The sequence below is a fragment of the Stenotrophomonas sp. GW821-FHT09E08 genome, assembly GCF_059416125.1.
On sequence record NZ_JBWKOO010000001.1, the window covers coordinates 397,716 to 424,165 of the forward strand.

At 66.7% G+C, this 26,450-nt stretch carries 27 protein-coding genes; 11 read left to right on the forward strand and 16 right to left on the reverse strand.

Annotated elements, in window-relative coordinates:
* Positions 1–76 precede the first annotated feature (76 nt).
* Both AC07M7_RS01865 and AC07M7_RS01870 read left to right on the forward strand, forming a co-directional pair.
* Positions 77–1,444 (forward strand): SLC13 family permease, encoded by a 1,368-nt coding sequence (locus tag AC07M7_RS01865; RefSeq protein WP_495206614.1) that lies wholly within the window; start codon positions 77–79, stop codon positions 1,442–1,444.
* A gap of 56 nt (positions 1,445–1,500) precedes the next feature.
* Positions 1,501–2,220, forward strand: coding sequence for a GntR family transcriptional regulator (locus AC07M7_RS01870; RefSeq protein ID WP_046985729.1), 720 nt, complete (start codon positions 1,501–1,503; stop codon positions 2,218–2,220).
* Between the two features lie 71 nt (positions 2,221–2,291).
* Here AC07M7_RS01870 and AC07M7_RS01875 read toward each other — a convergent pair whose 3' ends face one another.
* A complete protein-coding gene (locus AC07M7_RS01875) occupies positions 2,292–2,618 on the reverse strand; it encodes a hypothetical protein (RefSeq protein ID WP_495206615.1) in 327 nt (108 codons plus the stop codon).
* A gap of 151 nt (positions 2,619–2,769) precedes the next feature.
* Between AC07M7_RS01875 and AC07M7_RS01880 the strand changes: the two genes are divergently transcribed.
* Complete coding sequence (locus AC07M7_RS01880; protein WP_495206616.1) at positions 2,770–3,717, forward strand: nucleoside hydrolase; 948 nt, start codon at positions 2,770–2,772, stop codon at positions 3,715–3,717.
* A gap of 4 nt (positions 3,718–3,721) precedes the next feature.
* Here the strand turns inward: AC07M7_RS01880 and AC07M7_RS01885 are convergent, their stop codons facing one another.
* The 8 genes from AC07M7_RS01885 to AC07M7_RS01920 form a co-directional block, all read right to left on the reverse strand.
* Positions 3,722–4,981, reverse strand: coding sequence for an MFS transporter (locus AC07M7_RS01885; RefSeq protein WP_495206617.1), 1,260 nt, complete (start codon positions 4,979–4,981; stop codon positions 3,722–3,724).
* A 78-nt stretch (positions 4,982–5,059) separates the two neighbouring features.
* The gene (locus AC07M7_RS01890) at positions 5,060–6,073 is read right to left on the reverse strand and encodes a hypothetical protein (protein ID WP_253078438.1); all 1,014 of its coding nucleotides are present in this window, start codon (positions 6,071–6,073) and stop codon (positions 5,060–5,062) included.
* Between the two features lie 94 nt (positions 6,074–6,167).
* On the reverse strand, positions 6,168–6,569 hold the full coding sequence (locus tag AC07M7_RS01895) for a hypothetical protein (protein WP_495206618.1): 402 nt from the start codon (positions 6,567–6,569) through the stop codon (positions 6,168–6,170).
* 27 nt (positions 6,570–6,596) lie between these two features.
* Positions 6,597–7,733: a metallophosphoesterase gene (locus AC07M7_RS01900; protein WP_495206619.1), complete on the reverse strand. Its 1,137-nt coding sequence runs from the start codon at positions 7,731–7,733 to the stop codon at positions 6,597–6,599.
* Positions 7,734–7,886: 153 nt separating this feature from the next.
* Entirely contained in the window at positions 7,887–9,428 is a 1,542-nt protein-coding gene (locus tag AC07M7_RS01905; RefSeq protein WP_495206620.1) for a TerC family protein, read from the reverse strand.
* A gap of 43 nt (positions 9,429–9,471) precedes the next feature.
* Positions 9,472–9,696, reverse strand: a complete 225-nt coding sequence (locus AC07M7_RS01910) for a helix-turn-helix domain-containing protein (RefSeq protein WP_032127628.1) — start codon at positions 9,694–9,696, stop codon at positions 9,472–9,474.
* Positions 9,697–9,709: 13 nt separating this feature from the next.
* Positions 9,710–10,177, reverse strand: coding sequence for a DUF2975 domain-containing protein (locus tag AC07M7_RS01915; RefSeq protein WP_495206660.1), 468 nt, complete (start codon positions 10,175–10,177; stop codon positions 9,710–9,712).
* Between the two features lie 197 nt (positions 10,178–10,374).
* The gene (locus AC07M7_RS01920) at positions 10,375–10,956 is read right to left on the reverse strand and encodes an NMCC_0638 family (lipo)protein (protein ID WP_253078442.1); all 582 of its coding nucleotides are present in this window, start codon (positions 10,954–10,956) and stop codon (positions 10,375–10,377) included.
* A gap of 128 nt (positions 10,957–11,084) precedes the next feature.
* Between AC07M7_RS01920 and AC07M7_RS01925 the strand changes: the two genes are divergently transcribed.
* Positions 11,085–11,396, forward strand: a complete 312-nt coding sequence (locus AC07M7_RS01925) for a metalloregulator ArsR/SmtB family transcription factor (protein WP_004147836.1) — start codon at positions 11,085–11,087, stop codon at positions 11,394–11,396.
* A gap of 23 nt (positions 11,397–11,419) precedes the next feature.
* A complete protein-coding gene (locus AC07M7_RS01930; protein WP_495206621.1) occupies positions 11,420–12,814 on the forward strand; it encodes a DUF2867 domain-containing protein in 1,395 nt (464 codons plus the stop codon).
* A gap of 19 nt (positions 12,815–12,833) precedes the next feature.
* Here AC07M7_RS01930 and AC07M7_RS01935 read toward each other — a convergent pair whose 3' ends face one another.
* From AC07M7_RS01935 to AC07M7_RS01955, 5 genes are all read right to left on the reverse strand, one after another.
* The gene (locus AC07M7_RS01935) at positions 12,834–13,337 is read right to left on the reverse strand and encodes a GNAT family N-acetyltransferase (RefSeq protein WP_337302077.1); all 504 of its coding nucleotides are present in this window, start codon (positions 13,335–13,337) and stop codon (positions 12,834–12,836) included.
* 14 nt (positions 13,338–13,351) lie between these two features.
* Positions 13,352–13,789: a hypothetical protein gene (locus tag AC07M7_RS01940; protein ID WP_337302078.1), complete on the reverse strand. Its 438-nt coding sequence runs from the start codon at positions 13,787–13,789 to the stop codon at positions 13,352–13,354.
* A 71-nt stretch (positions 13,790–13,860) separates the two neighbouring features.
* Positions 13,861–15,603 (reverse strand): GGDEF domain-containing protein, encoded by a 1,743-nt coding sequence (locus AC07M7_RS01945; protein ID WP_495206622.1) that lies wholly within the window; start codon positions 15,601–15,603, stop codon positions 13,861–13,863.
* A 162-nt stretch (positions 15,604–15,765) separates the two neighbouring features.
* Positions 15,766–16,791, reverse strand: coding sequence for an AI-2E family transporter (locus AC07M7_RS01950; RefSeq protein WP_046985719.1), 1,026 nt, complete (start codon positions 16,789–16,791; stop codon positions 15,766–15,768).
* A 125-nt stretch (positions 16,792–16,916) separates the two neighbouring features.
* Positions 16,917–17,765: an isocitrate lyase/PEP mutase family protein gene (locus AC07M7_RS01955; RefSeq protein WP_426354048.1), complete on the reverse strand. Its 849-nt coding sequence runs from the start codon at positions 17,763–17,765 to the stop codon at positions 16,917–16,919.
* 108 nt (positions 17,766–17,873) lie between these two features.
* Between AC07M7_RS01955 and AC07M7_RS01960 the strand changes: the two genes are divergently transcribed.
* The gene (locus AC07M7_RS01960; protein WP_495206623.1) at positions 17,874–18,806 is read left to right on the forward strand and encodes a LysR family transcriptional regulator; all 933 of its coding nucleotides are present in this window, start codon (positions 17,874–17,876) and stop codon (positions 18,804–18,806) included.
* A gap of 53 nt (positions 18,807–18,859) precedes the next feature.
* Positions 18,860–19,780, forward strand: coding sequence for a bifunctional helix-turn-helix transcriptional regulator/GNAT family N-acetyltransferase (locus tag AC07M7_RS01965; RefSeq protein WP_495206624.1), 921 nt, complete (start codon positions 18,860–18,862; stop codon positions 19,778–19,780).
* A gap of 33 nt (positions 19,781–19,813) precedes the next feature.
* Here the strand turns inward: AC07M7_RS01965 and AC07M7_RS01970 are convergent, their stop codons facing one another.
* Together AC07M7_RS01970 and AC07M7_RS01975 are read right to left on the reverse strand one after the other, a co-directional pair.
* The gene (locus AC07M7_RS01970; RefSeq protein WP_495206625.1) at positions 19,814–20,866 is read right to left on the reverse strand and encodes a sensor domain-containing diguanylate cyclase; all 1,053 of its coding nucleotides are present in this window, start codon (positions 20,864–20,866) and stop codon (positions 19,814–19,816) included.
* 152 nt (positions 20,867–21,018) lie between these two features.
* A complete protein-coding gene (locus AC07M7_RS01975; RefSeq protein ID WP_495206626.1) occupies positions 21,019–22,026 on the reverse strand; it encodes a LacI family DNA-binding transcriptional regulator in 1,008 nt (335 codons plus the stop codon).
* 95 nt (positions 22,027–22,121) lie between these two features.
* On the opposite strand from AC07M7_RS01975, the gene AC07M7_RS01980 reads away from it, so the two are divergent.
* From AC07M7_RS01980 to AC07M7_RS01995, 4 genes are read left to right on the forward strand one after another with little or no spacing between them, the layout of a single operon-like run.
* Positions 22,122–23,174, forward strand: coding sequence for a sugar phosphate isomerase/epimerase family protein (locus tag AC07M7_RS01980; protein ID WP_136638415.1), 1,053 nt, complete (start codon positions 22,122–22,124; stop codon positions 23,172–23,174).
* A 27-nt stretch (positions 23,175–23,201) separates the two neighbouring features.
* On the forward strand, positions 23,202–24,419 hold the full coding sequence (locus tag AC07M7_RS01985; RefSeq protein WP_495206627.1) for a nucleoside permease: 1,218 nt from the start codon (positions 23,202–23,204) through the stop codon (positions 24,417–24,419).
* A 12-nt stretch (positions 24,420–24,431) separates the two neighbouring features.
* The gene (locus tag AC07M7_RS01990) at positions 24,432–25,595 is read left to right on the forward strand and encodes a Gfo/Idh/MocA family protein (RefSeq protein ID WP_495206628.1); all 1,164 of its coding nucleotides are present in this window, start codon (positions 24,432–24,434) and stop codon (positions 25,593–25,595) included.
* The gene (locus AC07M7_RS01995) at positions 25,576–26,439 is read left to right on the forward strand and encodes a sugar phosphate isomerase/epimerase family protein (protein WP_495206629.1); all 864 of its coding nucleotides are present in this window, start codon (positions 25,576–25,578) and stop codon (positions 26,437–26,439) included. Before AC07M7_RS01990 ends, AC07M7_RS01995 begins: the two co-directional genes overlap by 20 nt.
* The last annotated feature ends 11 nt before the right edge of the window (positions 26,440–26,450 follow it).

Below are 26,450 nucleotides of genomic sequence, written 5' to 3' on the forward strand. Positions count from 1 at the left end.
ACGCAGTACGTCGCCTTACCCCGGGATGGCGGGTCTCCATCCGCGCTGTACGTGAGCCACGTGTCTGGGAGGGCGCATGAGTCCACAAATCGCAACGATCATCGGTCTGGTGATCATGTTCATCGTTGCCACCGCGATGCCGATCAACATGGGCGCCGTCGCCTTCGCGCTGGCCTTCATCATCGGCGGGCTGTGGGTCGACATGGGGGGCAAGGAAGTCCTGGCCGGCTTCCCCGGCGATCTGTTCCTGACCCTGGTCGGCATCACCTACCTGTTCGCCATCGCGCAGAAGAACGGCACCATCGACCTGCTGGTGCACTGGGCAGTGAAAGCCGTGCGCGGCCATATCGTGGCCATTCCGTGGGTGATGTTCGTGATCACTGCGGTGCTGACCGCCTTCGGTGCGCTGGGCCCGGCAGCGGTGGCGATCATCGGCCCGGTCGCGCTGCGCTTCGCAAAGCAGTACAACATCAACCCGCTGATGATGGGCCTGCTGGTCATCCACGGCGCACAGGCGGGCGGCTTCTCGCCGATCAGCGTGTATGGCAGCATCACCAACGGCGTGGTGCAGAAGGCCGGGCTGGAGGTGACCGAGATGGCGGTGTTCCTGACCAGCCTGGGCTTCAACTTCATGATGGCGACGATCTGCTTCTTCGCCTTCGGTGGCGTCGCCCTGCTGCGTCGTGGTTCGATCACCGCGGCGGGAACAGTCGGCAACGCGGAGCTGGCGATGGCCGGTGGCCCGCAGGCGTCGTCGCGCCAGTTCGCGATCGAAGGCCACGGCGCGCTGGTCGCAGCAGGCGGCGGCACGCTCAGCAATGATCCGGCGGCACTGGATGCGGTGAGCCTGACCCGCGAACGGTTGTTCACCCTGATCGGTCTGCTCGGCCTGGGCGTGGCCGCGCTGATCTACAACCTCAACGTAGGTCTGGTGTCGATCACTGTGGCGGTGGTGCTGGCACTGCTTTCGCCGCAGAGCCAGAAAGGCGCGGTCGATGGCATCAGCTGGTCCACCGTACTGCTGATCTGTGGCGTGGTGACCTACATCGGCGTGCTGGAACATGCTGGCGCTGTGGACTTCATCGGGAATGGTGTCTCCGACATCGGCATCCCGCTGCTGGGCGCACTGCTGGTCTGCTACGTCGGCGGCATCGTCTCCGCATTCGCCTCGTCGGCAGCGGTGCTGGGCGCGACGATTCCACTGGCCGTGCCGTTCCTGATGCAGGGTCACCTCAGCGCCGCCGGCGTGATCTGCGCGCTGGCGGTATCGTCCACCATCGTCGATGTCAGCCCGTTCTCCACCAATGGCGCACTGGTGGTGGCCTCCGCCGCAAAGGAAGAACGCGAGACCCTGTTCCGCCGCTTCCTGGTCTACAGCGGACTGGTGGTGGCGCTGGGGCCGCTGCTGGCCTGGCTGGTGTTCGTGGTACCGGGCTGGATGTAACCGCCATCCGGTCGTGCCGACCGCTGGTCGGCACGACCTGGCGTTACACTCTGCGCATGGCTATTGCCCCTGCCCCACGTTCACCGAAGAAGCGCGCGCCTCTGTATGAAGAGGTGGCCGAACACGTGCGCGAACGCATCTACGACTACCGACTGCCGCCCGGTGAGTGGATCGACGAGCCCGCGCTGTGCGAAGAACTGGGCATCAGCCGCACACCGCTGCGCGAGGCGCTGAAGCTGCTGGCAGCCGAAGGCCTGGTGCAGATCGATGCCGGTCGTGGCAGCCGGGTCACCCGTTTGACGTTGGAAGACCTCAACCAGCTGTTCCCGGTGATGGCGATGCTGGAAGGCCGCTGCGCGCATGAGGCGGTCAAGCACATCGACGACGCCGGCGTGCAGCAGCTGGAAGACCTGCATGCGGCGATGGAAACCGCAGCAGCCGAGGGCAACATCGCCGAGTACTACCGCAACAACTACCTGATCCACGAAACCGTGCAGCATTACGCCGGTAACCCGTGGCTGATCCGCATCACCCACGATCTGCACCGCATCCTGAAGATGCATCGCGGCCGTCAGCTGCTGACCCCCGGGCGCACCGCGCAGTCACTGGCCGAACACCGTGAGTTGATGGAGTGCTTCCGCCGCCGCGACGCACAGGCTGCCGAGCGCACCATGGAACGCCATCTGCTGAGCCAGGGCCAGGCACTGGCCGCCTACGTGGCGGCAGGGGGCCTGTTGAACGTTCCCGCACCGTTGCCGACCGCAGGCGGCGGCTGAGCTGTTGAGGTTGCCGGCCAGCGGCCGGCACTACCAGGACGTGACCTTGACCGACACCCTGGGACGTCTCATCAATCGCCACCACCGCAGCTGCCGCCGTCACCCCCACCGTCATCACTGCTGCAGTCGGAGCTGCTGTGGCTGTGATGGCTGTGGTTGTCACCGGAATATCCGCCTGAGCTGTCGTAGCTTGCGCCGCCATCCCCCCGGCGACCCGAGCCATCGGCCGTGGCCACCGCCATGCACAGGATCGCGCCGACCAGCGGCAGCAGCCAGACCAGCAGCAACTGCACCGTCCGGCCGCCCGCCGTCAGGCCGTCACGCTGCGCGATCACCACGGTGGCCACCACGTTCAGACCCAGCACCAGCAGGACCAGCAGAAGGGCAACGATCAGCATTCGGCGGCTCCGTGCCTGGACTGGGGGCATTATGGCCTGCCACCCCGGCAATGGCCCTGCCTGTCATGAAGATGGGACAATGTAGGGCGCGCCGGCCTGCCCGCAAGGCCGCCGGCCCCCCTGCACCACACGGAAGAAGAAGAACAACAACATGCTGAAAGTCATTTTCGATACCGACCCGGGCGTCGACGACGCCCTGGCCCTGCTGTACCTGCACAAGCACGCCCAGATCGACCTGATCGGCGTCACCACCACCTTCGGCAATGCCTCGGTGGAGTCGACCACCCACAATGCGCTGTACCTGAAGCAGGCCTGGGGCTTTGCCGCCCCGGTCGCGCGCGGCGCGGAAGGCCCGCTGCAGCCGGAAGCCACCCCGGAAGCCTGGCCGGTACACATCCACGGCCACAACGGCCTGGGCAACCACCCGGTGCCGGCCAACCTGGACGTGGCTGCCGACGCACGCCCCGCCCACCAGCTGATCATCGACCTGGTCCGCGCCCATCCGGGCGAAGTGACCCTGGTCGCGGTCGGCCGCATGACCAACCTGGCCCTTGCCCTGCAGCAGGCGCCGGACATCGCCGGCCTGGTGCGCGGCGTGGTGATCATGGGCGGCGCCTTCCACGTCAACGGCAACATCACCCCGGCCGCCGAGGCCAACATCTGGGGCGATGCCGAAGCCGCCGACGTGGTGTTCACCGCCAGCTGGCCGGTCACCGCGATCGGCCTGGACGTGACCACCCGCGTGGAAATGAACCGCGACGGCCTGGACAAGCTGGCCGCCCTCGGCGGTGCCGACGCCGAGCTGGTCCGTGCGCTGTCACAGGACTACGTCGACTTCTACCTGCAGGCCGGCCACAAGGGCATGGTCGTGCATGACTGCTGCGCCTGCATCGCGCTGACCCGCCCGGAGCTGTTCCAGTTCGAACGTGCCAGCGTGCGCGTGGCCACCGATGGCGTTGCCCGTGGGATGACCATTCCCAAGCCGGAAGGCATGGGCTTTGGTCCCAGCGTGTGGGACGGCCATGTACTGCAGTCGATTGCCATCGGCGTGGATGCGGCCGCCGTACTGGCCGACATCGAGCAGACCCTGAAGGTCTGATCGCCTAGCGCTTGGCCCTGCCCGGGACCGTCTCGGGCAGGGTCCACAGCACTGGCAACACCAGCACCGCCACCAGCGCGATCATCGCGCCCGGCGCGGCCGCCCAGCCGCTGCGCTCCACCCACCATTGCGCCAGCCAGGGTGTTGCCCCGCCGAAGAATGCGGTGGCCATGGTCACCCCCAGTGCCAGCCCACTGACCCGGCCTTCGCCGGGGAACTGCTCGGCCGTGGCCGGGGCCGCCACCGCGCTCACACCACCGGCTACACAGGCCAGCAACACCGCCGCCAGCGCGATGCCCAGCGCCGTCGCCTGCGCCATCCACGCGAACAGGGACAGCGGCAGCAGCGCTGCCAGCAGGGTCAGGCCCAGCAGCATCGGCCGTCGCCCTACGCGATCGGACAAGGCACCACACAATGGCGTGATCGCGATGACCGCGACTGCCGCAATCGTCGACAGCCACAACGCATCGCCCTCGTCGTGGCCCTGTGCATGCAGGAACGCCGGCACATAGGTGATGCCCACGTAGTAGGTGATCGAGCCCAGCGCCGAGATCGCGAAGGTGCGTGCCACCGCCAGCAGATGGTTACGCAATACGTGGCGAAGCGGCGTAGCCGGAATACTGCCCTCGCGACGCTGGCGTTCGAACTCCGGCGACTCGTGCATGCCCGAGCGCGCGACCAGGATCACAACCGCCAACGCCGCGCCGACGAAGAAGGGAATACGCCAGCCCCAGCTGTCCAGCTGCGGGCTGGGCAGCAGCGCAACCGTAAGCGCGGAGATCGCCACTGCCAGCAGCGCACCCACTTCACTGGCCGCCGAAGCCAGCGAGGTCACCAGGCCGCGTCGCCGCACCGGCGCGCTTTCCAGCAGGTACGCCACCACGCCGGTGTATTCGCCTCCTACCGAGAACGCCATCACGCAGCGCAGCACCAGCAGCAGCACTCCCGCCGTGGCACCTGCGGTGGCCGCAGTCGGCAGCAGCGCAGTGGCCAGCATCGCCGCCGCCATCAAGGCCATCGACGCCAGCAGCATCCAGCGCCGGCCCAGCCGGTCACCCAGGTGGCCGAAGCACAGCGCACCCAGTGGACGCATCAGATAGGACACCGCGAACCCGGCCAGGGTCACCAGCATCGCCTCCTTGCCGCCGCCGAAGAACACCCGCGACAGCACCGTGGCGAAGTACAGATACAAGGTGAAGTCGTACCACTCCACCACCGTGGACAGGCCGGCCACCCACATCGAGCGCTGCCGCGCCGCGGTCATTGCGTGTTCGCCCTCAACAGCCTCGATCCCGATTGTGCAGGTTCGGGGGAGGATGTCATGGCCGGGGTGAAATACCGGTCATCGGCTATCCGTCGCCTGCATGTACTGGGTTTCATGGCCGGTGAATCGTTCACCGTCAAAGCCGAAGCAGAAGCGGCCTTCCTCGAACACACGGTAGACCAGCAACGCGCCATCGAGGCAGAACTGCGGCTGGTCCACGCCCGTTTCCAGTGTCCCATAGCCGGTGGCATCTCCGCCTTTCCCTGCTGGCCCGGTGAAGGCATCGAACGGCAGTGGCGTCGCCCTGCCCGTGCGGGTATCGACCAGCACCAGCGTACGCTGGAAGTACTCGGGACGATCATCGACCTGCACCAGCAGGTAGTGCTGGTTGAAATTGGGTTTCTGCTGCTGAAGCGCATCTTCGATGGCTGCCCGATGCCGCGCATCGCAGAAGTCCACCGGGCTGTAGCGGTAGCTGCAGCCGTCGTGGTCGTAGGGCAGATTCACGCCCGAGTAGCTGACGCCTCCCCGGCTGCCCACATCGTCCCCCGGCTCCGGCGTGCTGCACAACAGCCATGAGCGCTGCGCATCTTCGGGATCGGCCATCAGTTTCGGCTCGCGGCCCTGCTCGTAAGCCGCACCACCCGGGAACGCCTGTTCGAAGCGTTCGCGGACGATCGGACGCGCCTTCTCCAACGGCAGGCCGATCTTCGCGCCACGGAACGAAACGAACGTCATCGTCGGCAGGATCACCTCTTCCACCGGCAGCCCCTTCCACTGCCCCTGCACGCAGAACGTGGCGATCTCGTTCTCCTCGTCCTTTCTGCAGGGCAGTGGCGCATTCGCGGCCAGCCAGGGGTGGTCCGGGCGGTCGGTTTGCTGATCGATGTACCAGCCTTCCAGCGCGCAGGTCGGCAAGGCATCGAGCAGAGGCGAGAGGTCTGTCGTGGCTTTCGGCGCGGCAAGCGGCCTGCCCGCTGGGGGCGGTTCGATTGGCGCTTCCGGTGTGCGCTGGCAGGCCGCCAGTACGAGTAAACCGACCAGCAGTGCGACAAGGCGCAGACGCCGGATTGAATGATGCGTTCCCTGCATTGTGTGTTCCTTGGCTCTGCAACCAGGTCAGATGATCACCGATCAGGCGCCGCAGGGACAGCTGATGGGAACCACCTCCTCGCATAAAGGAGAGCTACCGGGGGCCCGCGCGATAGGCAGCGTAGTCATCGAGGATCTTCTGCAGCCGCGCGTGTTGCTTCGTCCCCATGGGGACCCGTTGCGCGCGCTTCAGCAGCGTCTTCCACATGTATCCGGAACGGAAGAAATACGGCCGCACTTCGAGGAAGGTCAGCACGACATCCAGCGTATTTGGATCGTGTTCGGCAAGTTGCCTCAGCGCGTTGGCGTAGCCACCCGGGAAAGCAAGCTGTTCATAGCGCTGGTTGTATTCCGCGCAGGCTGCCGCATGCCGCTGCATTTCTTCCGGGCCACGCCAGCGCGCACCAGCGGCTTCGCGGATGGCTTGGCGCAGCCGATTGATCTCGTCCGCATTGGCGCGGATCAGACGTTCCATGGGTGCGCGGGGATGGGACATGGTTTCTTCCATGTGGTTTGTCAGGGGTCACGGGGCGCGGCGCAGGGTGATCAGGGTGATCTCCGAAGGAACGCCGATTCGTGCCGGGAAACCGGCCCACAGGCCAGCGCCATTGCTCACGTACAGTGTCATGCCATCCACCTCGTAGCGGCCGGAAACATAGCCGCCATTGGCGCGCTTCACCAGCTGGTCCATGCCGATGATCTGGCCGCCATGTGTATGCCCGGACAGCTGCAGCTTCACCCGACGCGCGGCCGCCTCGCGTGCGTTGCGCGGGCGATGGTCGAGCAGGATCACCGGCGCGGCCGGATCGGCGCCAACCAGCGCGGCCTCCAGGTCCGGCAGAGGCAGGCCGTAGCGCGCCGCCACCGGGTCGGTGACGCCGGCAATGGTCAGCGCCGCATCGCCGCGCCGCACCTGCAGGTGGCTGTTCTCAAGCACCTGCATGTGCAGTGCGCGGAACGCCTGCATCCACGCCTGGTACTGCGCGTAGTACTCGTGATTGCCGGTGATGGCGATGACGCCGTCCGGTGCATGCAGATCGGCCAGCGGCCGCGCGTCGTCGCGGCGGGCCTCGACGCTGCCGTCGATCAGGTCGCCGGTGATCACGATCAGGTCCGGCTTCAGCGCGTTGCTGTCGTCCACCACCCTGCGCACCCACTCACCGGTCAGCAGGCGGCTGGCATGGATGTCGGTCAACTGCAGCACGCGATAGCCGTCGAACGCGGCCGGCAAGCCGGCGATGCTCACCTCGATCTGCCGGGGCTTGGGGACGGCCATGCCCTGGCTGACGCCATAGCCACTGACCAGCAGCGCCAGCACACCCGCCGCCGGGCGTAGCTTCGGCGCGCGCAACGCCGATACAGCACGTGGCCTGCGCAGGATGCGCGACACCAACAGGCCCGCGTCCAGCACCAGCAGGACCAGCGCCAGCAGCAGTACGGCAGTCGAACCCGTGGCCAACGAGGCGATGGCCAGCTTCGGGATTTCCGGCGAGGCCATCGTGCCCCAGAAGGTGGCTACGATGCGCAGCTGCACGGCAACGCCCACCAGCAGCAGCGACAGCACGACCTTCAGCCCGGTGGGCATGCGCAGTGGCCAGAACAGGCGCCAGGCTACGTACAGGCCCATCAACAAACCGATCGTACTCAGCACTGCAACCATCCGGGAAGGAAAACGGGCCCGCCATGGTGACGGTTGCGGGAGGTGTTGTGTAGAGCCGGGCCATGCGGCGCTGCTTTGAATGTAGAGCCGAGCCCGTGCTCGGCTTCTCAACATGCAGCCGAGCATGGGCTCGGCTCTACAACAACAGGTGGCTCAAGCCATTCCGTCGAGACGCTCCACTCGCAGCCGCGTGATGCGGCGCTTCTCCATCGCCAGCACGGTGACGCGTACACCGGTCACCTCCACCGCATCGCCGGCGTCCGGAAGGCGGCCCAGCTGTTCCAGCACCAGCCCGGAGATGGTCATGTAGTCGTCACTGCGCGGCAGCGACACACCGGTCAGCCGCTGCAGATCGTCCAGGGTCAGCGCGCCATCGGCCTCCCAGCAATTTTCACCCTGCGCGACCACGCCATAGCGCTCGTCCTGGGTATCGACCAGGTCACCGGCAATCGCCGCCAACAGGTCATTGGCGGTCACCAGGCCTTCCACGCTGCCGTACTCGTCCACCGCCACCGCCAACGGCACCGGGTGCTGGCGGATCAGTTCCAGCGCCTGCAATGCGCTGGCACTGGACAGCACGTACTGCGGCTCGCGCAGGTTGCCTTCCAGCTGCAGCGGCTTGCCCTGCAGCAGGTCGGCCAGCAGGTCGCGGCTCTGTACCACGCCGCGCAGGCTGTCCAGATCGCCATCGCCCACCAGCAAGCGAGTGTGCGGCGACGCCACCAGGCGTGCCACCACATCCTCCGGCCCACGCGCCATGTCGATCCACTGCACATCGGCACGCACGGTCATCACGCTCGACACCGGGCGATCGGCCAGGCCCAGCACGCTGCGGATCATCTCGTGCTCGGCCGGCTGCAACCGCTCTTCGGCATCCACCTGCTCGTTCGCATCTTCATCGTGATGACCATTGGCCGGGCGCGCGCCGAGCATGCGCAGCACGGCGTCGGCGGTGCGCTGGCGGAACGGCTGGCGGCGCTCGTTGCGCTCACGGTTGAAACGCACCCACTGGTTGAAGGCTTCGACCAGGATCGAGAAGGCAATGGCCGCGTACAGGTAACCCTTCGGAATCTTGTAGCCCAGGCCTTCGGCCACCAGGCTGAAACCGATCATCAACAGGAAGCCCAGGCACAGCACCACCACCGTGGGATGCTTGTTGACGAAGCGGGTCAGCGGCTTGCTGGCCACCAGCATCAGCACCATCGCGATGGTCACCGCGGCATACATCACGCCCAGGTTGTCGACCATGCCGACCGCGGTGATCACCGAGTCCAGCGAGAACACCGCATCGAGCACCACGATCTGCGCCACCACCATCGCGAAGCTGGCATAGACCTTCTTGCCATCTTCGTGATGCTCGCGGCCTTCCAGCCGTTCGTGCAGTTCCATCGTGCCCTTGAACAGCAGGAACAGACCACCGCCCAGCAGGATCAGGTCACGCCCGGAGAAGCTGTGGTCGAACAGCGTGAGCAGCGGCTCGGTCAGTTTCATGATCCATGCCAGCGCGGCAAGCAGCACCAGCCGCATCAGCAGGGCCAGGGCCAGGCCGATCACCCGCGCGCGATCGCGCTGGTGCGGCGGCAGTTTGTCGGCAAGGATCGCGATGAACACCAGGTTGTCGATGCCGAGAACGATCTCCAGCACGACCAGGGTTGCAAGGCCCATCCATATCGAGGGGTCAGCCAACCATTCCATTTCAGGTCCGTTTCGTCAGTAGGTAAGGGAAAAGGGGAAACACTCAGTCAGCCTCCTGCGCCTGCGCCGGGTCATGCCCGAGCAGGTCGCCAGGTGTGCACTGCAGTTCGCGGCATATCGCATCGAGCGTGGAAAAGCGGATGGCGCGTGCCTTGCCGGTCTTCAGGATCGACAGGTTGGCCAGGGTGATGTCGATGCGCCCGGCCAGCTCGGACAGGGTCATGCCCCGCTCCTGCAGCATGCGGTCCAGGGTGATGACGATCGCCATCAGTACATACCCATCAGATCAGGCCATCCAGGTCATCGCGCATCGCCGCACCCACCGCGAACACGCGCGCCAGCACGAACAGCATCAGCACCGCGACCAGGCCGGTGATCGACATGCCGCCACCGACTTCCATCCAGGTGAAGTCCGGGCCCATCCATGCGGCGTAGGCGCCGATCAGGATCGACAGCAGTTCCATCGCCAGCATCAACCACGCCATGCGCTGCAGGCGCTGCGCATTGGCATGGGTGAACGGCCGCTCGCGTGCCGCCGATGCCAGCAGCCGCAGCAGGTGGCGCAGGAACACCAGGCACAGCACCAGCAGCGCGACGATCGCGCCCAGGCCCAGGCAGAAATGCAGGAACAGGTCGTTGCCATGCGCGGCGGCAGCATTGGCGTCGTGGATGCTGTCGAGCAGCCAGCGACGATCGTGGGCAACCAGCGGCACGGCCAGCAGTGCGGCCAGGATGCCCAGCCAGCACATTGCCCGGACGGCCTGTACGGCGGCCTGGGCCAGGGTGAACAAGCCTCGCGCGGATCTGGCGCGGGCGGGACGAGCGGTCAAGCGGCCTCCGGTGTTGGGGTGGCTTCGCCGCCCCGGGGTGGATTTATTGATAAACGATATACCACATCCCCGGTGAAAAGCTGAATCGCGGGCGTGGCCCCGCGCCTGGCCCGACGCTAGCGTCCGGGCGCGGCCTGTTCCAGCATCGCCTCACCCGGGGTCGCCGACGCCATCGCCTGCACGCCGGCCTCCGGTGCCTGCCGCGTGACCAGGCGGAAACGGACCTGCAGCCTGCTCTGGCCAGGTGCGGCCCAGCCGTACTGGATGGCGACCTGGTCGGCCGACAGCGGTCCGCGCCCAGGCAACGAACGTGCCTGCAATGGCTTCGGTGCGGCCAGCATCAACCGTGCGAAGCCCTTCTGCACCACCGCCGCATCGGCCTTCTCCGCATATACCGTACAGGTGCCATCGTCGGCCCAGCTCACCGCATAGCGGCCACTGGCCAGCGGTACCATCCAGGCCACGCCCGGCTGGCCCTGCAGCAGCGTGGCCGCTTCGGCAGGCTGCAATGGCGACAGTCCATTGGATTCCATCAACGACTGCAGCCGCGCCGGGGCACCGATGTGCTGCATGCAGGCGGTATCGAACAGTTCGCTGAAGGGGTCCTGCGCGGGGGCGTTGCCCTTGGTCGTGCGCGCGGGCTGTGCCACTGCCAGGGTGGGCAGCAGGGCCAGGACCAGCCAGAACGCAGCGCGCATCGGAACTCCAAGGGCGGAAAGCAACAGGGAGGATGGCAAAGGGCATGCGGGCCGTGCAACTGGCCGACGCTTGACAGCCGGCTGTAGCGGGAGGACTATCAATTAACGAATTAGTTAATTAGCTCGCCATGGACCGCATCTTCGAAGCCCTCGCCTCCACCGCCCGCCGACAGATCCTGGCCTATCTCAGCGCCGGCGAGCTCAGCGCGGGTGAACTGGCCGAGCGCTTCGATTTCAGCAAGCCCGCGCTGTCCAGCCATCTGCGCATCCTTGAGGAAGCCGGGCTGATCGAACGCGAGAAGCGTGGCCAGTTCGTGTACTTCCGGCAGGTGCCGGACCGCCTGGCCAATACGCTGTTCTCCTGGGCCGCTGAAGTCTGTCCGGTCGGTGGCCCGCTCAAGCGCGAAGCCCGCGCCCGCCGCAAGTCCCCTGCCCGCTGAGCATCCCTGCCAAGGAGCCGACCATGCCTGGATCGACCCGCGACCGCCGTTCGTTTCCAGCAGTCAAGCTTCCCGCCCGGGAAGGAGCCAGCCCGACCGAAGTCACGCTGATCGCCCAATTGGGCATCGGTGCCGGTGATGCACTGATCACCGACGCCAGCCAGCGCCAGCGCCACCATCCGGCCTTCATCGATGCGCTGGATGAGCCCTCCGCACGGCTGGGCGGCATGCATCTGCAGCAGGGTGATCCGTCCTCGCTGTACAGTTTCTCTGTTGGTGCCGGTGGCCATCCGTTCCATCGCCATGCCGGTCCACGCATGTTCACGGCCATCGCCGGCAGCGCTGGTGCCGAGCTGCGCTTCGCCAGCGCTTCCGACGCCGAGCTGGCGAGCGATCCCGGCGTCTTCGCACGCACGCTGCGGCGCGTCCGCATCCCGCCGGACTGCCTGTTCACCGTGCGCTTCGGCGGCGGCACCTGGCACCAGTTCGCATCGAACCACCGCAACCATCCGGCGCTGTTCGCGCTGTCGTGCCACAGCAATGAACTGGCCGGTGCGATGAGCGAGCACACCCGTGCGCAGGTACAGCGCAATGCCGCCGACATTCCCAGCCTGACCGACGTACTGCCGGAAGCCTGCTGGCCAACGGCCGCCGCACTGACGGCCACACCGCTGGTACAGCTGTCATTGCAGGCTGCGGCCCCCAGCCTGCGTGCCCGGCTATGCGCGCGCACCCGCGCATGGTTCGGCCCGCTGCGGCGGATCACATTGCAGCCGCTGCGTGGATTCGTCGAACGCGCTACGCCGGCCTACCCCATCCAGTCGCAGCCGCCACACAACGACGGCCTGCTGGCCACCGCGCTACCGCTCAGCCACTACCAGGACCTGACTACGCTACTGCTGGACAGTACGCAGGTGCGGCAGCGTTCCGCGTCGACACTGCTGGCCGAGGTACTGGAAGGCTTCCTGCGCAATCCCCCCAGCGGCGTGGGCCGGTTGATGGCGCTGCGCAACCGCCTGGTTGCGCCGCTGAGGCTGCGCACCTCACCGCTGGGCTGCCCGGTATCGTCGCTGCTGTCCAATGACCGCAGCCGGTTGTTTGTTGGCCGTTATCCAGTGCTGGATTCGCGGGTCGATGCAGATGACCACTGCGCGGAAGTCCTGCTCGGTGCCGACGACCGCCATCTGCGTTTCCGCAGCAGCGTGCGGGTGCAGCTGCGTGCGGATGGTGGCGTCGAGATCAGTCTCGGTTCGCGCGTGCAGACCCACAATGCGTTCGGTCGCATCTACATGGCGCTGATCGACAGCACGCATCGCCACTACGTCGCACCGGCACTGCTGCGGCGTGCGGCCGAGCACGCACTGGCACCGGAACTGGATGGCATCGGTGACTGGGCGGGACACCCCGCGCCCAGGTAATGCCGGCCAGCGGCCAACGCTATCCCGCGCTGTAGCGGTACACCAGATCGCCAGCATCGCTGCGCACGGCCTGCGCATCGAGCACGCCGCCCAGCCGCTGCGCAACGGCCTGTGATGCCACATTGTCCGGCGCCATGTAGCTGACCAGGGTCGGCAGCTGCGCCACCACGAAGGCCCAGTCGCGCAGCGCGCCGGCCGCCTCGGTGGCGAATCCCTGCCCTTCATGACCGTCATACAGCAGCCAGCCCAGTTCCTTCTCCGGGAACAGCGGACCGTGGTTGATACCGACCTGGCCGATGCAGGCACCATTGTCACCACGCTCGATCATCAGCGCACCGTGGCCGAACAACTGCCAGCTGGCCAGATCGTGGCAGAACTGCCCCCACGCGGCGACCTCACCAAACGGACCGCCCATGCCGCCCGCGCGCGGCGATGCCAGGAACGCGGCGTAGACCTCGAAGTCATCGAGCCGTTGCGGGCGCAGCCGCAAGCGTTCGGTGTAAAGCGTGGGAATCTCAAGCATGCCGTCGCGCGACCTCAATACACCGCCAGGTGGCCACAACCGCGGCGCTGTGGCTGCCCTTCCATCGTCACCTGTACGCTGGCCAGGGTGTCGACACCTTCGGCAGTGCGGCACGACTCGCGCTTGATCTCGACGACGGCCGGCTGCCTGCCAAGTTCGCCGTTGAGCACGATCAGCGAGCTGGGTGCATCCGCCGGTTGCCCCATATAGCGCAGCGTGCCCTTGTGGGTGCGGCCGTCAGCGCTGAGGCTGGCATCGTGGTTGCCCTTGCCGGTAGAAGCAATCTCGATGCTCCAACCCGCACCGCCACCGGTGAAGGCCGGCACCGGGCTCAGGTCCGCGGCGATCGAAGGATGGCGCGGCGCATCCGCAGCGGTCTGCGAAGCGGTGGAGGTACAGCCGGCCAACAACCCGGCCAGCAGCACTGCGGCGACAACAGGGCGAGCGGTCATGATGGCTCCTTCCAAGCGATCGGAGGGTCAGTCTAGATGGCACTGCGTGCGCCAGCGATGAACGTGGCGTTTCAGCGCGGAACGCGCCCACCACCGGCCACCCGGACGCGATCACGGCCCTGCGCCTTGGCCTGATACATGGCGGCATCGGCGGCACGCAGCAGCGTGCGCCAGCCCAGTGCATCGGTGCCGCCCTGGGCCACGCCGAAACTGGCGGTCACCCGCAGTTCGATGCCACCCGAGATTACGATGTCCAGCTGCTGCAGCGCCAAGCGCAGCGACTCCGCCAGGCGGCGGCCGCCCGCGAGATCACCGTCGGCCAACAGCACCAGGAATTCCTCGCCACCGTAGCGGGCAATGCTGTCACTGCGGCGCAGGTGGCGCTGCAGCAGCTGTGCCACCTGCTCCAGCACCTGGTCACCGGCATCGTGGCCATGGCCATCGTTGATCGCCTTGAAGCGGTCGACGTCCAGCAGGATCACCACCGCACTGGCCTCGCCCTCGGCATGCCGCTGCTGCACCACTTCCTCCAGCGCGCGCCGGTTCAGCAGTCCGGTCAGTTCGTCGGTACCGGCCAGCTGGCGCAGCTCACTGGTCAACGCCGAGCGTTCCCGCGACTTCTCGCGCAGCACTTCGATGGCATCGAACAGGCGCTGCATTTCGGCCAGCGGATGGGTGACGTGCTGCTCCGGGCCGGGTGCATCGGAGGCGATCTGGATCACCTGCCGCTGCGCCTGCAGCAACGGCCGCAGGATCTGCAGATGGGCAATGCGCAGGGCCACGCCAAGCACCACCAGCGTGCCCAGCGCAGTCGCCAGCAGCACTGCCAGCCGCGTCGCCTCGCGGTTGCGGGTGCGCTCGAAGCGGGCGATGGACACGCTCAGGTAACCATCACGCAGCGCTTCCAGCGACTGCAGTGTCGGCACGTAGCGTGCGGTGAACTCGGCCGCGGTCCACGGTGGCGGCACGCCGCGGCGACCGTCCTCGATCAGCTGCTCGATCATCGGCAGCGACTCGCCGAAGAACTGCCGGCGAGCCATGTCCCAATGCCAGGACAGCGCCGGGTCACTGCGGAACACCGATTGGTGGCTGCCAGCCAGCCGCCACAGCTCCAGAAGGCGGCCCTCGGTCTGCAGAGCAGCGCGTACCTGTTCGTCGCGCCAGGCACCCCGCACCGCCACCGGTGCCATTACATTGGACGCCAGGCGACCGCCATGCTCGCGCAGATCGATCAGCACCTGGCCCTGCATCGCCGGAATGGCTGCTTCACGGTCGACACTGACCAGCAGATTGATCTGCGCCGAGGTCAGCAGGTGCAGCCGGTCGACGACCGCGAACATGCTGTTGATCGCCCGCTCCACTTCCTCCACCCGGCGCTCCTCCTGCGGCTGCGCGGTGACGCGGTCGACCGCCGCACGCGCCGATTTCAGCCGACGCTGCGCATCGGCCAGCAGGCCTTGCTCATCCACTACGCTGGGAGCAGCCCCGAACACGCTGTCCAGCTGCTGCATCAAGGTATCCACCCGCCTGCGCGCCATCGCCAGCTGCGCAGCCAGCCGCGCGTGTTCGGCGGCATCGGCCGGGTCGGCGCCGAGCAGGCTGTTGGCCGGGCCGCGTTCGGCGGAGACCAGGTTGGCCAGGTCGAAGGTCTGCCGCAGCTGGCGCAGGCTGACCAGATTGTCTTCGGCGGCGCTGTAGCGCAGTGTGCCCTGGACCAGCGCGATGGCCATCAACGGCAGCGTACAGACCACGAACAACCCCGCCAGGATCCAGACCCAGGTCCGCAACCCGATGGGCGATGCCTTGCCGGCCATGCAAATTTCCCCTGAAGTGCGGATCACTGTAGCCGCCGGTCCCGGTAGCGCCAAGCCAGTGCCGCGCGAACCGTGACCACGGGTATACCGCAGTCACCGCGAATGCGCCGGCAAGGCCTCACCAAGCGCCTGGCCGGGGCAAATGCGTCACACCCTGCCGTACTAGATCCAGCGCTGGTCGACCAGTTCGCGCTTCACATAGGCGTAGAACACCGGCGCGGCAACCAGGCCCGGCAGGCCGAACGCCGCTTCCATCACCAGCATCGCCAGCAGCAGCTCCCAGGCACGGGCCTGGATCTCACCACCGACGATGCGTGCGTTGAGGAAGTACTCCAGCTTGTGGATCACGATCAGGTACAGCAGCGCCGCCACCGCCACATAGAACGAAACCGACAGCGCGACGATGGTGATGATGGTGTTGGAGATGATGTTGCCCACCACAGGCAGCAGGCCGGCGATGAAGGTGATCAGCACCAGGGTCTTGGACAACGGCAGGTGCACGCCGAACAACGGCAGTACGCCCAGCAGGAAGATGGCGGTGAACACGGTGTTGAGCAGCGAGATCTTCACCTGCGCGAACACCACCTGGCGGAACGCGGTGGCCAGGCGGCTGGTGCGGCCGATCAGCTCCTGCGCCAGCGGGCCCATCTTCGGCAGCGGCAGTTCGTCGTACAGCGCGATCATCGCGCCCAGCACCATACCGATCAGTACGCGTACACCCACCTGCACCACCGAGGTACCGGCCACGCCCAGCTGGCGCTGATGTTCGGCGGCCCAGTCGTTCAGCGCCGTACGCAGTGCCGGCATGTCCTCGGGGATGTACGGCTGCAGCAGCGCCGGCACCTGGTGCCGCGACGAATTGAGGATCTCCATCAGCCGCGCCAGCAACGCGTCCGGCCCACCGGTCTCGTTGCGGAAAAATGACGCCACGCCGATTCCGGCCAGCACCAGCGCACTGATGATCACCGCTGACAGCACGATCACCGCGATGGCCCGCGCCCGGCCTGGCGGCAGCTTGCCCTCCACGGTGGAAGCCAGCAGGTGGGTCAGCTGGAACACCAGCAGGCCCGACAGCAGGGTCACCACCAGGCCCAGCTTCAACGCCAGCCACATGCCCAGCAGCATCATCAGCCAGGCCGCGATCCTCGGGACGGGGGGCTTGGGCTGGGCAACAAGGGCGTCATGCATCAGGGCAGGTCCGGGCGGGGTGGCCCATGGTAGAGGATTGCCGTGGCGATGCCGCGTGCAGGATGAATGGCCGTTACGCCACGATTGCACAGGCCGCCTCCCTGCCCCCGGCAGGCTTCCTCGACTCAGGCGCGATCCAGCGCCAGATAACGACCGGTACGCACGATCTCCTCGCGCTCGCTGAAGCTGGCCAGCGCATTGGCGACACGTCCGCTGTCACCGGTCACAGCAATCTCCTGCAGGGTGCGTTGCATGGCCCGGATCGCCGCGCGTTGCAGGTCCGAGGGAATGATCACCAACCGGTAATCGAGTTCGGCAAGCCGCGCCACCGGCACCAGCGGCGTCTTGCCGCTGTGGAACATGTTGATCAACTTCGGCCCGGGAACACGCTGCGAAATCACCTCGATCTGTTCCAGCGTTTCCGGTGCTTCAACGAAGATCATGTCCGCGCCCGCCTCCACATACGCACGCGCGCGTTCGATCGCCGCGTCCAGGCCTTCGCAGGCGATGGCGTCGGTACGCGCGATGATCATCAGCTCCGGGTCGATCCGCGACTGGCAGGCGACGCGGATCTTCGTGCACATCTCGCCCACGTCGACCAGTGTCTTGTCATCCAGGTGGCCACAGCGCTTGGGGAAGGCCTGGTCCTCGATATGCAGGGCGGCAACCCCTGCCCTTTCCAACGCGCGCACCGTACGTTCAACATTCGCGGTGCCGCCGAAGCCGGTGTCAGCGTCGGCGATCACCGGCAGGTCGCAGGCATCGACGATCCGTTCCACCTGCGCAAGCACTTCGCTGAGACCGAGCAGGCCGATGTCCGGCACGCCGGCCGAACGTGCGATGGCCCCGCCGCTGGCGTACACCGCATCGAAGCCGGCCAGCTCCACCAGGCGTGCCGACAAGCCATCGAATACGCCCGGTGCGATCACGCTGCCCCGCCGAAGCAGATCGCGCAGCCGACGTGTCTTCTTCATGTGGTCTCCCTTGTAGTTGGACATCTGCCGTGGGATACCGATGATGTTGCCGCCACCGGCGACCGTCCAATACCGTGTTCGTACAGCACCAGAACGCCTGAGGTTCCAATGGAACTGCGCCACCTGCGCTACTTCGTCATGACCGCCCAACTGCAGAGCTTCACCAAGGCCGCTGAGGCCCTGCATATCGCCCAGCCACCGCTCGGGCAGCAGATCCGCGCCCTGGAGGAAGAGATCGGCACGCCGCTGTTCCATCGCCAGGGACGCGGCATCGTGCTCAGTGACGCTGGCCGCGTGTTCTGGGCGGCTGCAGTGGACATCCTCGCGCGCGTCGACCAGGCCAAGGAACAGGCGCTGAGCGCTGCACGCGGCGAGGTCGGCACGCTCACGCTGGGGCTGACCGAATCGGCCTCATACAACGACGCGGTGACCGCCCTGCTGCGCAGGTTCCGGCAGGCGCATCCGGCGGTGCAGCTGCAACTGGTCGAAGACGGCAGTGAATCCCTGATCCGGCGCCTGGACGACGGCGAACTGGACGCGGTAATCGTGCGCCCACCGTACTCGCATCCCGGCGAGCTGGTGATCCAGCAGCTCAGCGCCGAACCACTGGTGGCGGTACTGCCGGCCGAACACCCGCTGGCCTGCCGGGCGGGCATCGCACTGACCGAGCTGCGCGATGAGCGCTTCATCCTGTTCTCGCGGAAATCCGGCTATGGCCTGAGCGCCGATGTCGTCGCTGCCTGCCGCAGCCAGGGCTTCACCCCCGCCATCCAGCAGGAAGCGCCACAGGTGGCCTCGGCCATCAACCTGGCCGCAGCGGGCCTGGGCATCGCCATCGTGCCGGCCTCGATGCAGACCTTGCATCGGCCGGGCCTGGCCTTCGTCGCGCTGGAACTAGGCATGCCGATCACCGCCCTGCAGCTGGCCATGCGCGGCCAGCATCCCGCGCTGGCCGCCGCGCTACTGCGCTGTGCATGCATCAGCGCACAGCCGCCGCCGGTGCTGGGCGACGCCCGCAGCACGGAGCTGCCTACCCCTTGATTATTTGACTTGGGCAAGTAATTATTTGACCAAGTCAAACAAGTGGATCGGCCATGACAACGGGTGCGCTTTCCGAACGCGCCGATGCAGTGCGGCGCTTCAACCGTTTCTATACCCGGCAGATCGGCGTACTGCAGGAATCGCTGCTGCGCAGTGGCCTGTCCCTCACCGAAGTCCGCATCCTGTACGAACTGGCCCACCACGCACCGTTGTCGCCCTCGGACCTGTGCCGCGAGCTGGGCCTGGATGCCGGCTATGTGAGCCGGGTCATCGCCAGGTTCGAGCGGCAGGGCTATCTCATCAAGGACCGCTCGGCCGAGGATGCGCGCGTGGTCGTTCTGACCCTGACTCCGGTTGGGCACAGCGTGTTCGCGCCGCTGGAAGAAACCTCGCGGCGGGAAATGGCCGAGCTGTTGGCGACGCTGCCCGAGACGGCACAGCTGATGCTGCTTTCGGCCATGGGCCAGATCGAAAGCGTGCTGGGCGACAGGTCTCCCTCGTACCTGCTGCGTGACCCGCGGCCGGGCGACATGGGGCTGGTGGTCTCGCGGCAGTCCGCGCTGTACGCCCGCGAATTCGGCTGGAATGCGGAGTACGAAGCGCTGGTGTCGGAGATCGTTGCCAGGTACCTGCGCGAACTGGACCCGGCGCGTGAACGCTGCTGGATCGCCGAGAAGGACGGCGACATGGTGGGCTCGGTGTTCGTGGTCAGGCAGGACGACAGCACCGCCAAGCTGCGCCTGCTCTATGTGGATGCCACCGCGCGCGGCATGGGCATCGGCGCCCGGTTGGTGGAAGAGTGCATCGCGTTTGCGGCGTCCGCCGGCTATACGCGGATGACGCTCTGGACCAACAGCGTGCTGGCCGATGCCCGGCGCCTGTACGAACGCGCAGGCTTCCAGCTGGTGCAGGAAGAACCCCACCACAGCTTTGGCCACGATCTGCTCGGCCAGGTCTGGGAACGAGCGCTCTGATACCCGCATGCGCACGGCGTGCGGTGCCGTATATCAGTCCGCCCAGCTGGCCGTATTCTTGCCTTGGCGCTTGGCGTGATAGAGAGCCTTGTCGGCCGTGGCCAACCAGTCTTCCACGGTGCCCTGGCCCGGCGTCGCCGCGATACCGATGCTGACACTGAACTCCACGCCCGGTGCCACCTGCCTTGCCGCTTCGAGCAGATGCAGCCGGATCCGCTCGGCCACATGCATCGCATCACGCGTTGTGCAATCACGCAGCAGCACCACGAATTCGTCGCCACCCAACCGTGCCGGTATGTCGCCCGGGCGCGCGAATTCGCGCAAGGTGGCGGCGATCTGCCGCAACACCTCATCCCCGGCCCGGTGCCCATGTGAATCGTTGATGCGCTTGAAGTCGTCAACGTCGAGCATCAGCAGGCAGGCGAATCCACCCTGTCCCTGCGCCTTGTCCAGCACCTGCTGCGCGCGAAGGATCAGAAAGCCACGGTTGGCCAGCTCCACCAGTGGATCCATCCGGCTCAGCCGCTGCAGCTGGCGGTTCTGTGATTTGACCCGGCGTGCCAGTTGCCAGCTCAGGATGCTCAGCCCGATGCCATATACGAACAGGAACGGCACGCTCAGCACGATCGTGCGCTGCGAGGAGATGGGCTGGTAGGGAAATCCAAGCGCCCACCAGCTGAGCAGAAAGCCCAGCACCAGTGCCAGCGTCGCCCGCATCGCCAACCGCACGCCACCGGCAGCGATCTTGTCGGCGACCGGCAGCGCGGCGAACAACGCACTGGGGACCGCGCTCAGCGCCATGAAGGCGATCCAGCCGCCGCCGAAGAAGGAGTCGGCCACCATGCAGCGGAACTGGACCACTGCGGGCTGGCGGGATCGGTGGGTCAGCAGCAGTGCAAGCGCCGGCCACGCCAACGCGTTGAGCAGCAACAGTACCCACGCCCAGGCGCCATCCTGGCGTTCGAGAATGATCGAAGCGATGGGGATCGCCCCCAGCCCATTGCCGACGAAGCGCATCCAGCCGATGCGCCGCGCCGCGCCGATGCCCTCGACTGCGACTTCCGTCGCGTCAATCAAGAACGGCATGGCCGACCCCCTTGAGCGATCGCACGTTCCCCCCTGGCAGCCTGGCGGGCTGCCTGTGCCGAGTCTGACAGCTTCGCGTCAATTCCGGATCAAAGGTTGCTGGCTGCAACGGCGCGGGCCGGCGGCCGCACGTCCATTGCCCCGCACCGCCCTCAGCCGTTCCTGGGTGCAGCCGTCGAGCCGCGCAGCATCAGGCTGAACTCCAGCGTCTGCTGCAGCGGCACATCGACCTGCTCGATGATGGCGAGCAGCAGGCTGACCGCGCGCTCACCGATCTCGCGCATGGGCTGCCGGATGGTGGTCAGCGGCGGCGTGAGGTAACGCGACGATGCCAGATCGTCAAAGCCGACGATGGACAGGTCATCCGGCACGCGGATGCCCAGATCCCGGCAGGCCGCCAGGGCACCCAGCGCCATCTGGTCGCTGAAGCAGAAAATCGCCGTCGGCGCGGCGGCCGAGGCCAACAGCCCCTGCGCAGCCGCATGGCCGGACTGCAGGGAAAAGTCGCCCGGCACGATGCCCAGCTGGCGCAGGCGGCCACGCGCCTTGGCGGCGGCCCGGACCCCTTCCATCCGTTGCTGGTGCAGCGGATTGTCGGACGGTCCGCCGACCACGGCGATGCGCTCGTGCCCCAGTCCATACAGATGGTCCATCACCGCGCGCGCGCCGGCCGCGTTGTCGATGTGCACGCTGGGGATGCCCAGCGCGGGATCGAATTCGCAGCCATTGACCACCGGTGCAGCGGTGCCCCGCTGCTGGACAATCTCGTGGGCCGTCGGCGGCAGGCGGTGCCCCAGCACGATCAGGCCGTCGGCCTCGTTGCGCCGGAGCATCTGCGCGTAGCGCTCCTCGCGCTCGGGCAGATTCTGGGTATCGCCCAGCAGCACGGCGTAACCGACCGCCTGCGCCGCGTCCTCCGCGCCCTGCAGGATCTGCGCGAAGAATGGATTGGCGATGTCCGGGACGGTGACCAGGATCTTGCCGCTGCGCTGGGTCTTCAGCGTCCGGGCGACCGTGTTGGGCACATAGCCCAAGGCAGCGGCCGCCTGTTCGATGCGCGTGCGGGTGGCCGGCAGCACCTTGTCCGGCCGCGAAAGCGCACGCGACACCGTGCCAGCGGAAACGCCAACGTGCTTTGCGATGTCATAGATGGTTGCCATGGCGTTACGTTGTTCCAGCCGCTGTGCAGTGCACAACGGGTCTGCAGGAGGCCCATGCTAGGGTAATGCAATCGATTGCATCAGGGCGAATCATCTTGAAGACGCTCAAGGGTCCAGCGCTGTTCCTGGCGCAGTTCATTGGCGACACACCTCCCTTTGATCGACTGGACACGCTGGCCGGATGGGCCTCGGCGCTGGGCTATTCTGGCCTACAAGTACCGACCAGCGCGCCCCACCTGTTCGATCTGGCCGAGGCCGCGCGCAGCCAGGCTTACTGCGACGACCTCGCTGGCATGCTGGGCGGGCATGGCCTGCAGATCACCGAGCTGTCCACCCACCTGCAAGGGCAGCTGGTTGCCGTCCACCCCGCCTACGACAGCCTGTTCGACGGTTTCGCGCCGGCAGACAAGCGCGGCGACCCGGCCGCCCGCCAGGCCTGGGCGGAGCAGCAGCTGCTGCTGGCCGCCAAGGCCAGCCAGCGCCTGGGGTTGACCGCGCATGCCACGTTCTCCGGCGCACTGGCCTGGCCCTATTTCTATCCCTGGCCGCAGCGTCCACCGGGGCTGGTGGAAGAAGCCTTCGCCGAACTCGGCCGCCGCTGGCGCCCCATCCTGGATGCCTTCGACGCCTGCGGCGTGGACCTGTGCTTCGAGATCCATCCGGGCGAAGACCTGCATGACGGCGCGACCTTCGAGCGCTTCCTCGATGTGGTGGATCAGCACCCACGCGCGAAGATCCTCTACGACCCCAGCCACCTGCTGCTGCAGCAGATGGACTACCTGGGTTTCATTGACCGCTATCACGATCGCATCGGCATCTTCCACGTCAAGGACGCGGAGTATCACGCAAGCGCGCGCAGTGGTGTCTATGGCGGCTACCAGGACTGGATTGATCGTCCGGGGCGGTTCCGTTCGCTCGGCGACGGCCAGGTCGACTTCAAGGCGATCTTCTCGAAATTCGCGCAGTACGACTTCCCGGGCTGGGCGGTGCTGGAGTGGGAGTGCTGCCTGAAGCACCCCGAGGACGGCGCACGCGAAGGTGCCGCGTTCATCCGCGACCACATCATCCGGGTAACCGAGCGTGCCTTCGATGATTTCGCCGACAGCGGCACGGCCCCACACTCACTGCGCCGCATGCTGGGGATCTGAGCCATTACCGCCCCGGGAGGGCAAGCCATGACGCACACCATGTCGCGCTTGGGCGCGATGATGTTTCTGCAGTTCTTCACCTGGGGGGCCTGGTTCGTCACCCTGGGGACGTACCTGGTGCAGGGCCCGCTGCAGGCCAGCGCCAGCCAGGTGGCAACGGCCTTCCTCAGCCAGTCCATCGGCGCCATCGTCGCGCCCTTCCTGGTCGGCCTGATCGCCGATCGCTACTTCGCCGCGCAGCGCATCCTCGCGGTGCTGCACCTGGCCGGCGCTGTGCTGATGTGGCTGGCGTCCACGGCCACCAGCTTCAGCATGTTCTCGGCGTACGTCATGGGCTACATGCTGCTGTTCATGCCCACGCTGGCGCTGGCCAACAGCGTGGCGATGCGGCACATGCAGTCGCCCGAGAAACAGTTCCCGCTGGTGCGGGTGGCCGGCAGCATCGGCTGGATCGTGGCAGGCGTGCTGATCGGCTGGCTGGGCTGGGAACAGGCGCATCGTCTGGAGCTCACGTTCCAGATGGCGGCGATGGCCTCGCTGGCGCTGGGCCTGTACGCGTTCACCCTGCCGCATACGCCGCCTCTGGCACAGCAGCGTGACGCTGGGCTGGGGCAGATCCTGGGGCTGGACTCGCTGCGGCTGCTGAAGTCGCGCGCCTACCTGGTGTTCTTCCTGGCATCCATCGCCATCTGCATCCCTCTGTCGTTCTACTACAACTTCACCAACCCATATCTCAACGACCTGGGCGTGCGCGGCGCGGCCGGCCTGCAATCGCTGGGCCAGGTCTCCGAAGTGCTGCTGATGCTGGCAATGCCGTTGCTGTTCGTGCGGCTGGGGGTGAAGACGATGCTGGCGGTCGGCATGGCCGCGTGGGTGGTTCGCTACGTCATGTTCGCCTTCGGCGATGCGGGTGGCGGCTTCTCGCTGCTGGTGATCGGCATCGTGCTGCACGGCATCTGCTACGACTTCTTCTTCGTCACCGGCCAGATCTACACCGATGCGCATGCCGGCCCTGATGCACGCAGCAGCGCGCAGGGCTTCATCACCCTGGCCACCTACGGCGTGGGCATGTTGATCGGCACCTTCCTGTCCGGCGCGGTGGTCGAGCACTACACGACGGCCGCAGGGCCGGACTGGCAGAAGATCTGGCTGTTCCCGGCCGGCGTTGCACTGGTCGTGCTGGTCGCCTTCCTGCTGCTGTTCCGCGAGCGGCCTGCCGCCGCGGCCACACCTTCCACGCCTTGAGGACCGCAGCCGATGCCAAAGCTTGGAATCGCCATCATCGGCGCCGGCATGATCGGTACCGTGCATCGCCGTGCGGCATTGCTGGCTGGTGCCGAGGTATGCGGCGTGGCGGCCTCGTCACCGCAGCGCGCGCGTGAGGCAGCGCAGTCGTGGAATGTGCCGCGCGCCTACCGGAACATCGAGGAGGTGGTCGTCGATCCGCAGGTGCAGGTCGTACACGTCTGCACGCCCAACCATCTGCACCGCTCGATGGCGCAGTCTGCGCTGGAAGCCGGCAAGCACGTGATCTGCGAGAAGCCGCTGGCCACCACGCTGGAAGATGCGCAGGCGCTGGCAGGTTTGGCCGCGTCGACCGGACTGGTTGCTACGGTGCCCTTCGTCTACCGCTACCACCCGGTGGTGCGCGAGGCGCGCGCACGCATCGCCCAAGGCGATCTGGGGCCGCTGCATCTGATCCACGGCAGCTACCTGCAGGACTGGCTGCTGGACCCTGCCAGCAACAACTGGCGCGTGGACCCGGCGCTGGGTGGCGCATCGCGCGTGTTCGCCGACATCGGCTCACACTGGTGCGACCTGGTGGAATGGGTCAGCGGCGAGCGCTTCACCGAAGTCAGCGCCGCGTTCGATACCGTGATCGCCGAACGTGGCACCGACACCGGCCAGAGCTTCAGCACGCCGACGGGGGGCAGCCCGATGCAGGCGGTGACGAGCGAGGATGTGGCGGCGGCAATGTTCAGAACCGGCGCCGGTACGCTGGCGTCGCTGACGGTCAGCCAGGTCTCGGCCGGACGCCGCAATCGCCTCTGGTTCGAGATCGACGGCGCCAACGCCAGCGTGGCTTTCAACCAGGAAGACGCCGAGCGGCTGTGGATCGGCCTGCCCGACCAGCGCGAGGAAATCTTCGTGCGTGGGCCCGGCGCCGGCAGTGCCGAGCAACGCCGGCTGTCGGTGTTGCCGGCCGGTCACGCGCAGGGCTACGCGCAGTGTTTCGAAGCATTTGTTGCCGACACCTATCGCGCCATCAACGGCGAGCGCCCGCAGGGACTGCCGACCTTCGAAGATGGGCTGCGCTCGGCGCAGATCGTCGATCGTGTCATTGCATCGGCCAGGTCGCGCGCCTGGACCACCATCGGTTGGAACCCGGGAGGATCTGTTGATGAAAGCCCTTGTCCGTAGAACTGCAAGTCTCATCCTGCTGCTCACTGCCCTGCCCGCTTTTTCAGTCGAAGCCGCCAGCACGCAGCAGCCGATCGCGGTGCAGATGTACACTTTGCGCGATGCCGGCTCGCTCGAGCGGCAGTTGAAGATCGTCCACGACGCAGGCGTCCATGCGGTGGAGACTGTCGGCACCCAGAACACCAGCGCGACGGAACTCAAGCAGCTGCTGGACCGGTATTCGATCAAGGCGATCTCATCGCACGTGCCGTTGGCCGAGTTGCGCAGCAACCTGGACGGTGTGATCGCCTTCAACCGATCAATCGGCAACACGACGCTTGTGGTGCCATACCTGGACAAGAAGGATCGCCCGGCCGACGCGGCGGGCTGGATCGCGCTGGGCCAGGAACTGGGAGGTATCGCCAAGCAGGTGCGGGCCAAGGGCATGCGTCTGGCCTACCACAACCACGACTTCGAGCTGGTCGACTTCAACGGCAGGACGGGCCTGGAACTGCTGTTCGCCGCGGCCGGCCCCGACCTGCAGACCGAGCTGGACCTGGCCTGGGTCGCGCGTGCGGGCTTGGATCCGGCGGTGATGCTGGGAAAATTCCGCGGCCACATGTTCGCCGTGCATGCCAAGGACAATGCGCCGAAGGACCAGGCCGAAGACGAAGGCGGATTCGCTGCGGTGGGCCAGGGCGTGCTGGACTGGAACGCGATCCTGCCTGCTGCTGCGGCCGCTGGCGTGCACTGGTACATCATCGAGCACGACCAGCCACGCGATCCGGCCAAGGTCATCCAGACCGGCGCGGATTACCTGCGTGAACACCTGCTCGCCAACGTGCCCGCCCGTGCGCAGCGCTGACGCATCAAGGA

What these genes read in the sequence shown, in the direction of transcription:
- AC07M7_RS01910 (WP_032127628.1), bottom strand. Translation starts at nt 9,696, where the DNA reads ATGGCGATCGTCATCACCCTGGACCGCATGCTGCAGGAGCGGGGCATG.
- AC07M7_RS01955 (WP_426354048.1), bottom strand. Translation starts at nt 17,765, where the DNA reads ATGAAGAAGACACGTCGGCTGCGCGATCTGCTTCGGCGGGGCAGCGTG.
- AC07M7_RS01935 (WP_337302077.1), bottom strand. Translation starts at nt 13,337, where the DNA reads ATGCTTGAGATTCCCACGCTTTACACCGAACGCTTGCGGCTGCGCCCG.
- AC07M7_RS01960 (WP_495206623.1), top strand. Translation starts at nt 17,874, where the DNA reads ATGGAACTGCGCCACCTGCGCTACTTCGTCATGACCGCCCAACTGCAG.
- AC07M7_RS01895 (WP_495206618.1), bottom strand. Translation starts at nt 6,569, where the DNA reads ATGTCCCATCCCCGCGCACCCATGGAACGTCTGATCCGCGCCAATGCG.
- AC07M7_RS01945 (WP_495206622.1), bottom strand. Translation starts at nt 15,603, where the DNA reads ATGGCCGGCAAGGCATCGCCCATCGGGTTGCGGACCTGGGTCTGGATC.
- AC07M7_RS01995 (WP_495206629.1), top strand. Translation starts at nt 25,576, where the DNA reads ATGAAAGCCCTTGTCCGTAGAACTGCAAGTCTCATCCTGCTGCTCACT.
- AC07M7_RS01930 (WP_495206621.1), top strand. Translation starts at nt 11,420, where the DNA reads ATGCCTGGATCGACCCGCGACCGCCGTTCGTTTCCAGCAGTCAAGCTT.
- AC07M7_RS01875 (WP_495206615.1), bottom strand. Translation starts at nt 2,618, where the DNA reads ATGCTGATCGTTGCCCTTCTGCTGGTCCTGCTGGTGCTGGGTCTGAAC.
- AC07M7_RS01940 (WP_337302078.1), bottom strand. Translation starts at nt 13,789, where the DNA reads ATGACCGCTCGCCCTGTTGTCGCCGCAGTGCTGCTGGCCGGGTTGTTG.
- AC07M7_RS01890 (WP_253078438.1), bottom strand. Translation starts at nt 6,073, where the DNA reads ATGCAGGGAACGCATCATTCAATCCGGCGTCTGCGCCTTGTCGCACTG.
- AC07M7_RS01920 (WP_253078442.1), bottom strand. Translation starts at nt 10,956, where the DNA reads ATGCGCGCTGCGTTCTGGCTGGTCCTGGCCCTGCTGCCCACCCTGGCA.
- AC07M7_RS01990 (WP_495206628.1), top strand. Translation starts at nt 24,432, where the DNA reads ATGCCAAAGCTTGGAATCGCCATCATCGGCGCCGGCATGATCGGTACC.
- AC07M7_RS01970 (WP_495206625.1), bottom strand. Translation starts at nt 20,866, where the DNA reads ATGCCGTTCTTGATTGACGCGACGGAAGTCGCAGTCGAGGGCATCGGC.
- AC07M7_RS01900 (WP_495206619.1), bottom strand. Translation starts at nt 7,733, where the DNA reads ATGGTTGCAGTGCTGAGTACGATCGGTTTGTTGATGGGCCTGTACGTA.
- AC07M7_RS01880 (WP_495206616.1), top strand. Translation starts at nt 2,770, where the DNA reads ATGCTGAAAGTCATTTTCGATACCGACCCGGGCGTCGACGACGCCCTG.
- AC07M7_RS01975 (WP_495206626.1), bottom strand. Translation starts at nt 22,026, where the DNA reads ATGGCAACCATCTATGACATCGCAAAGCACGTTGGCGTTTCCGCTGGC.
- AC07M7_RS01950 (WP_046985719.1), bottom strand. Translation starts at nt 16,791, where the DNA reads ATGCATGACGCCCTTGTTGCCCAGCCCAAGCCCCCCGTCCCGAGGATC.
- AC07M7_RS01870 (WP_046985729.1), top strand. Translation starts at nt 1,501, where the DNA reads ATGGCTATTGCCCCTGCCCCACGTTCACCGAAGAAGCGCGCGCCTCTG.
- AC07M7_RS01905 (WP_495206620.1), bottom strand. Translation starts at nt 9,428, where the DNA reads ATGGAATGGTTGGCTGACCCCTCGATATGGATGGGCCTTGCAACCCTG.
- AC07M7_RS01925 (WP_004147836.1), top strand. Translation starts at nt 11,085, where the DNA reads ATGGACCGCATCTTCGAAGCCCTCGCCTCCACCGCCCGCCGACAGATC.
- AC07M7_RS01865 (WP_495206614.1), top strand. Translation starts at nt 77, where the DNA reads ATGAGTCCACAAATCGCAACGATCATCGGTCTGGTGATCATGTTCATC.
- AC07M7_RS01885 (WP_495206617.1), bottom strand. Translation starts at nt 4,981, where the DNA reads ATGACCGCGGCGCGGCAGCGCTCGATGTGGGTGGCCGGCCTGTCCACG.
- AC07M7_RS01985 (WP_495206627.1), top strand. Translation starts at nt 23,202, where the DNA reads ATGACGCACACCATGTCGCGCTTGGGCGCGATGATGTTTCTGCAGTTC.
- AC07M7_RS01915 (WP_495206660.1), bottom strand. Translation starts at nt 10,177, where the DNA reads ATGTGCTGGCTGGGCATCCTGGCCGCACTGCTGGCCGTGCCGCTGGTT.
- AC07M7_RS01965 (WP_495206624.1), top strand. Translation starts at nt 18,860, where the DNA reads ATGACAACGGGTGCGCTTTCCGAACGCGCCGATGCAGTGCGGCGCTTC.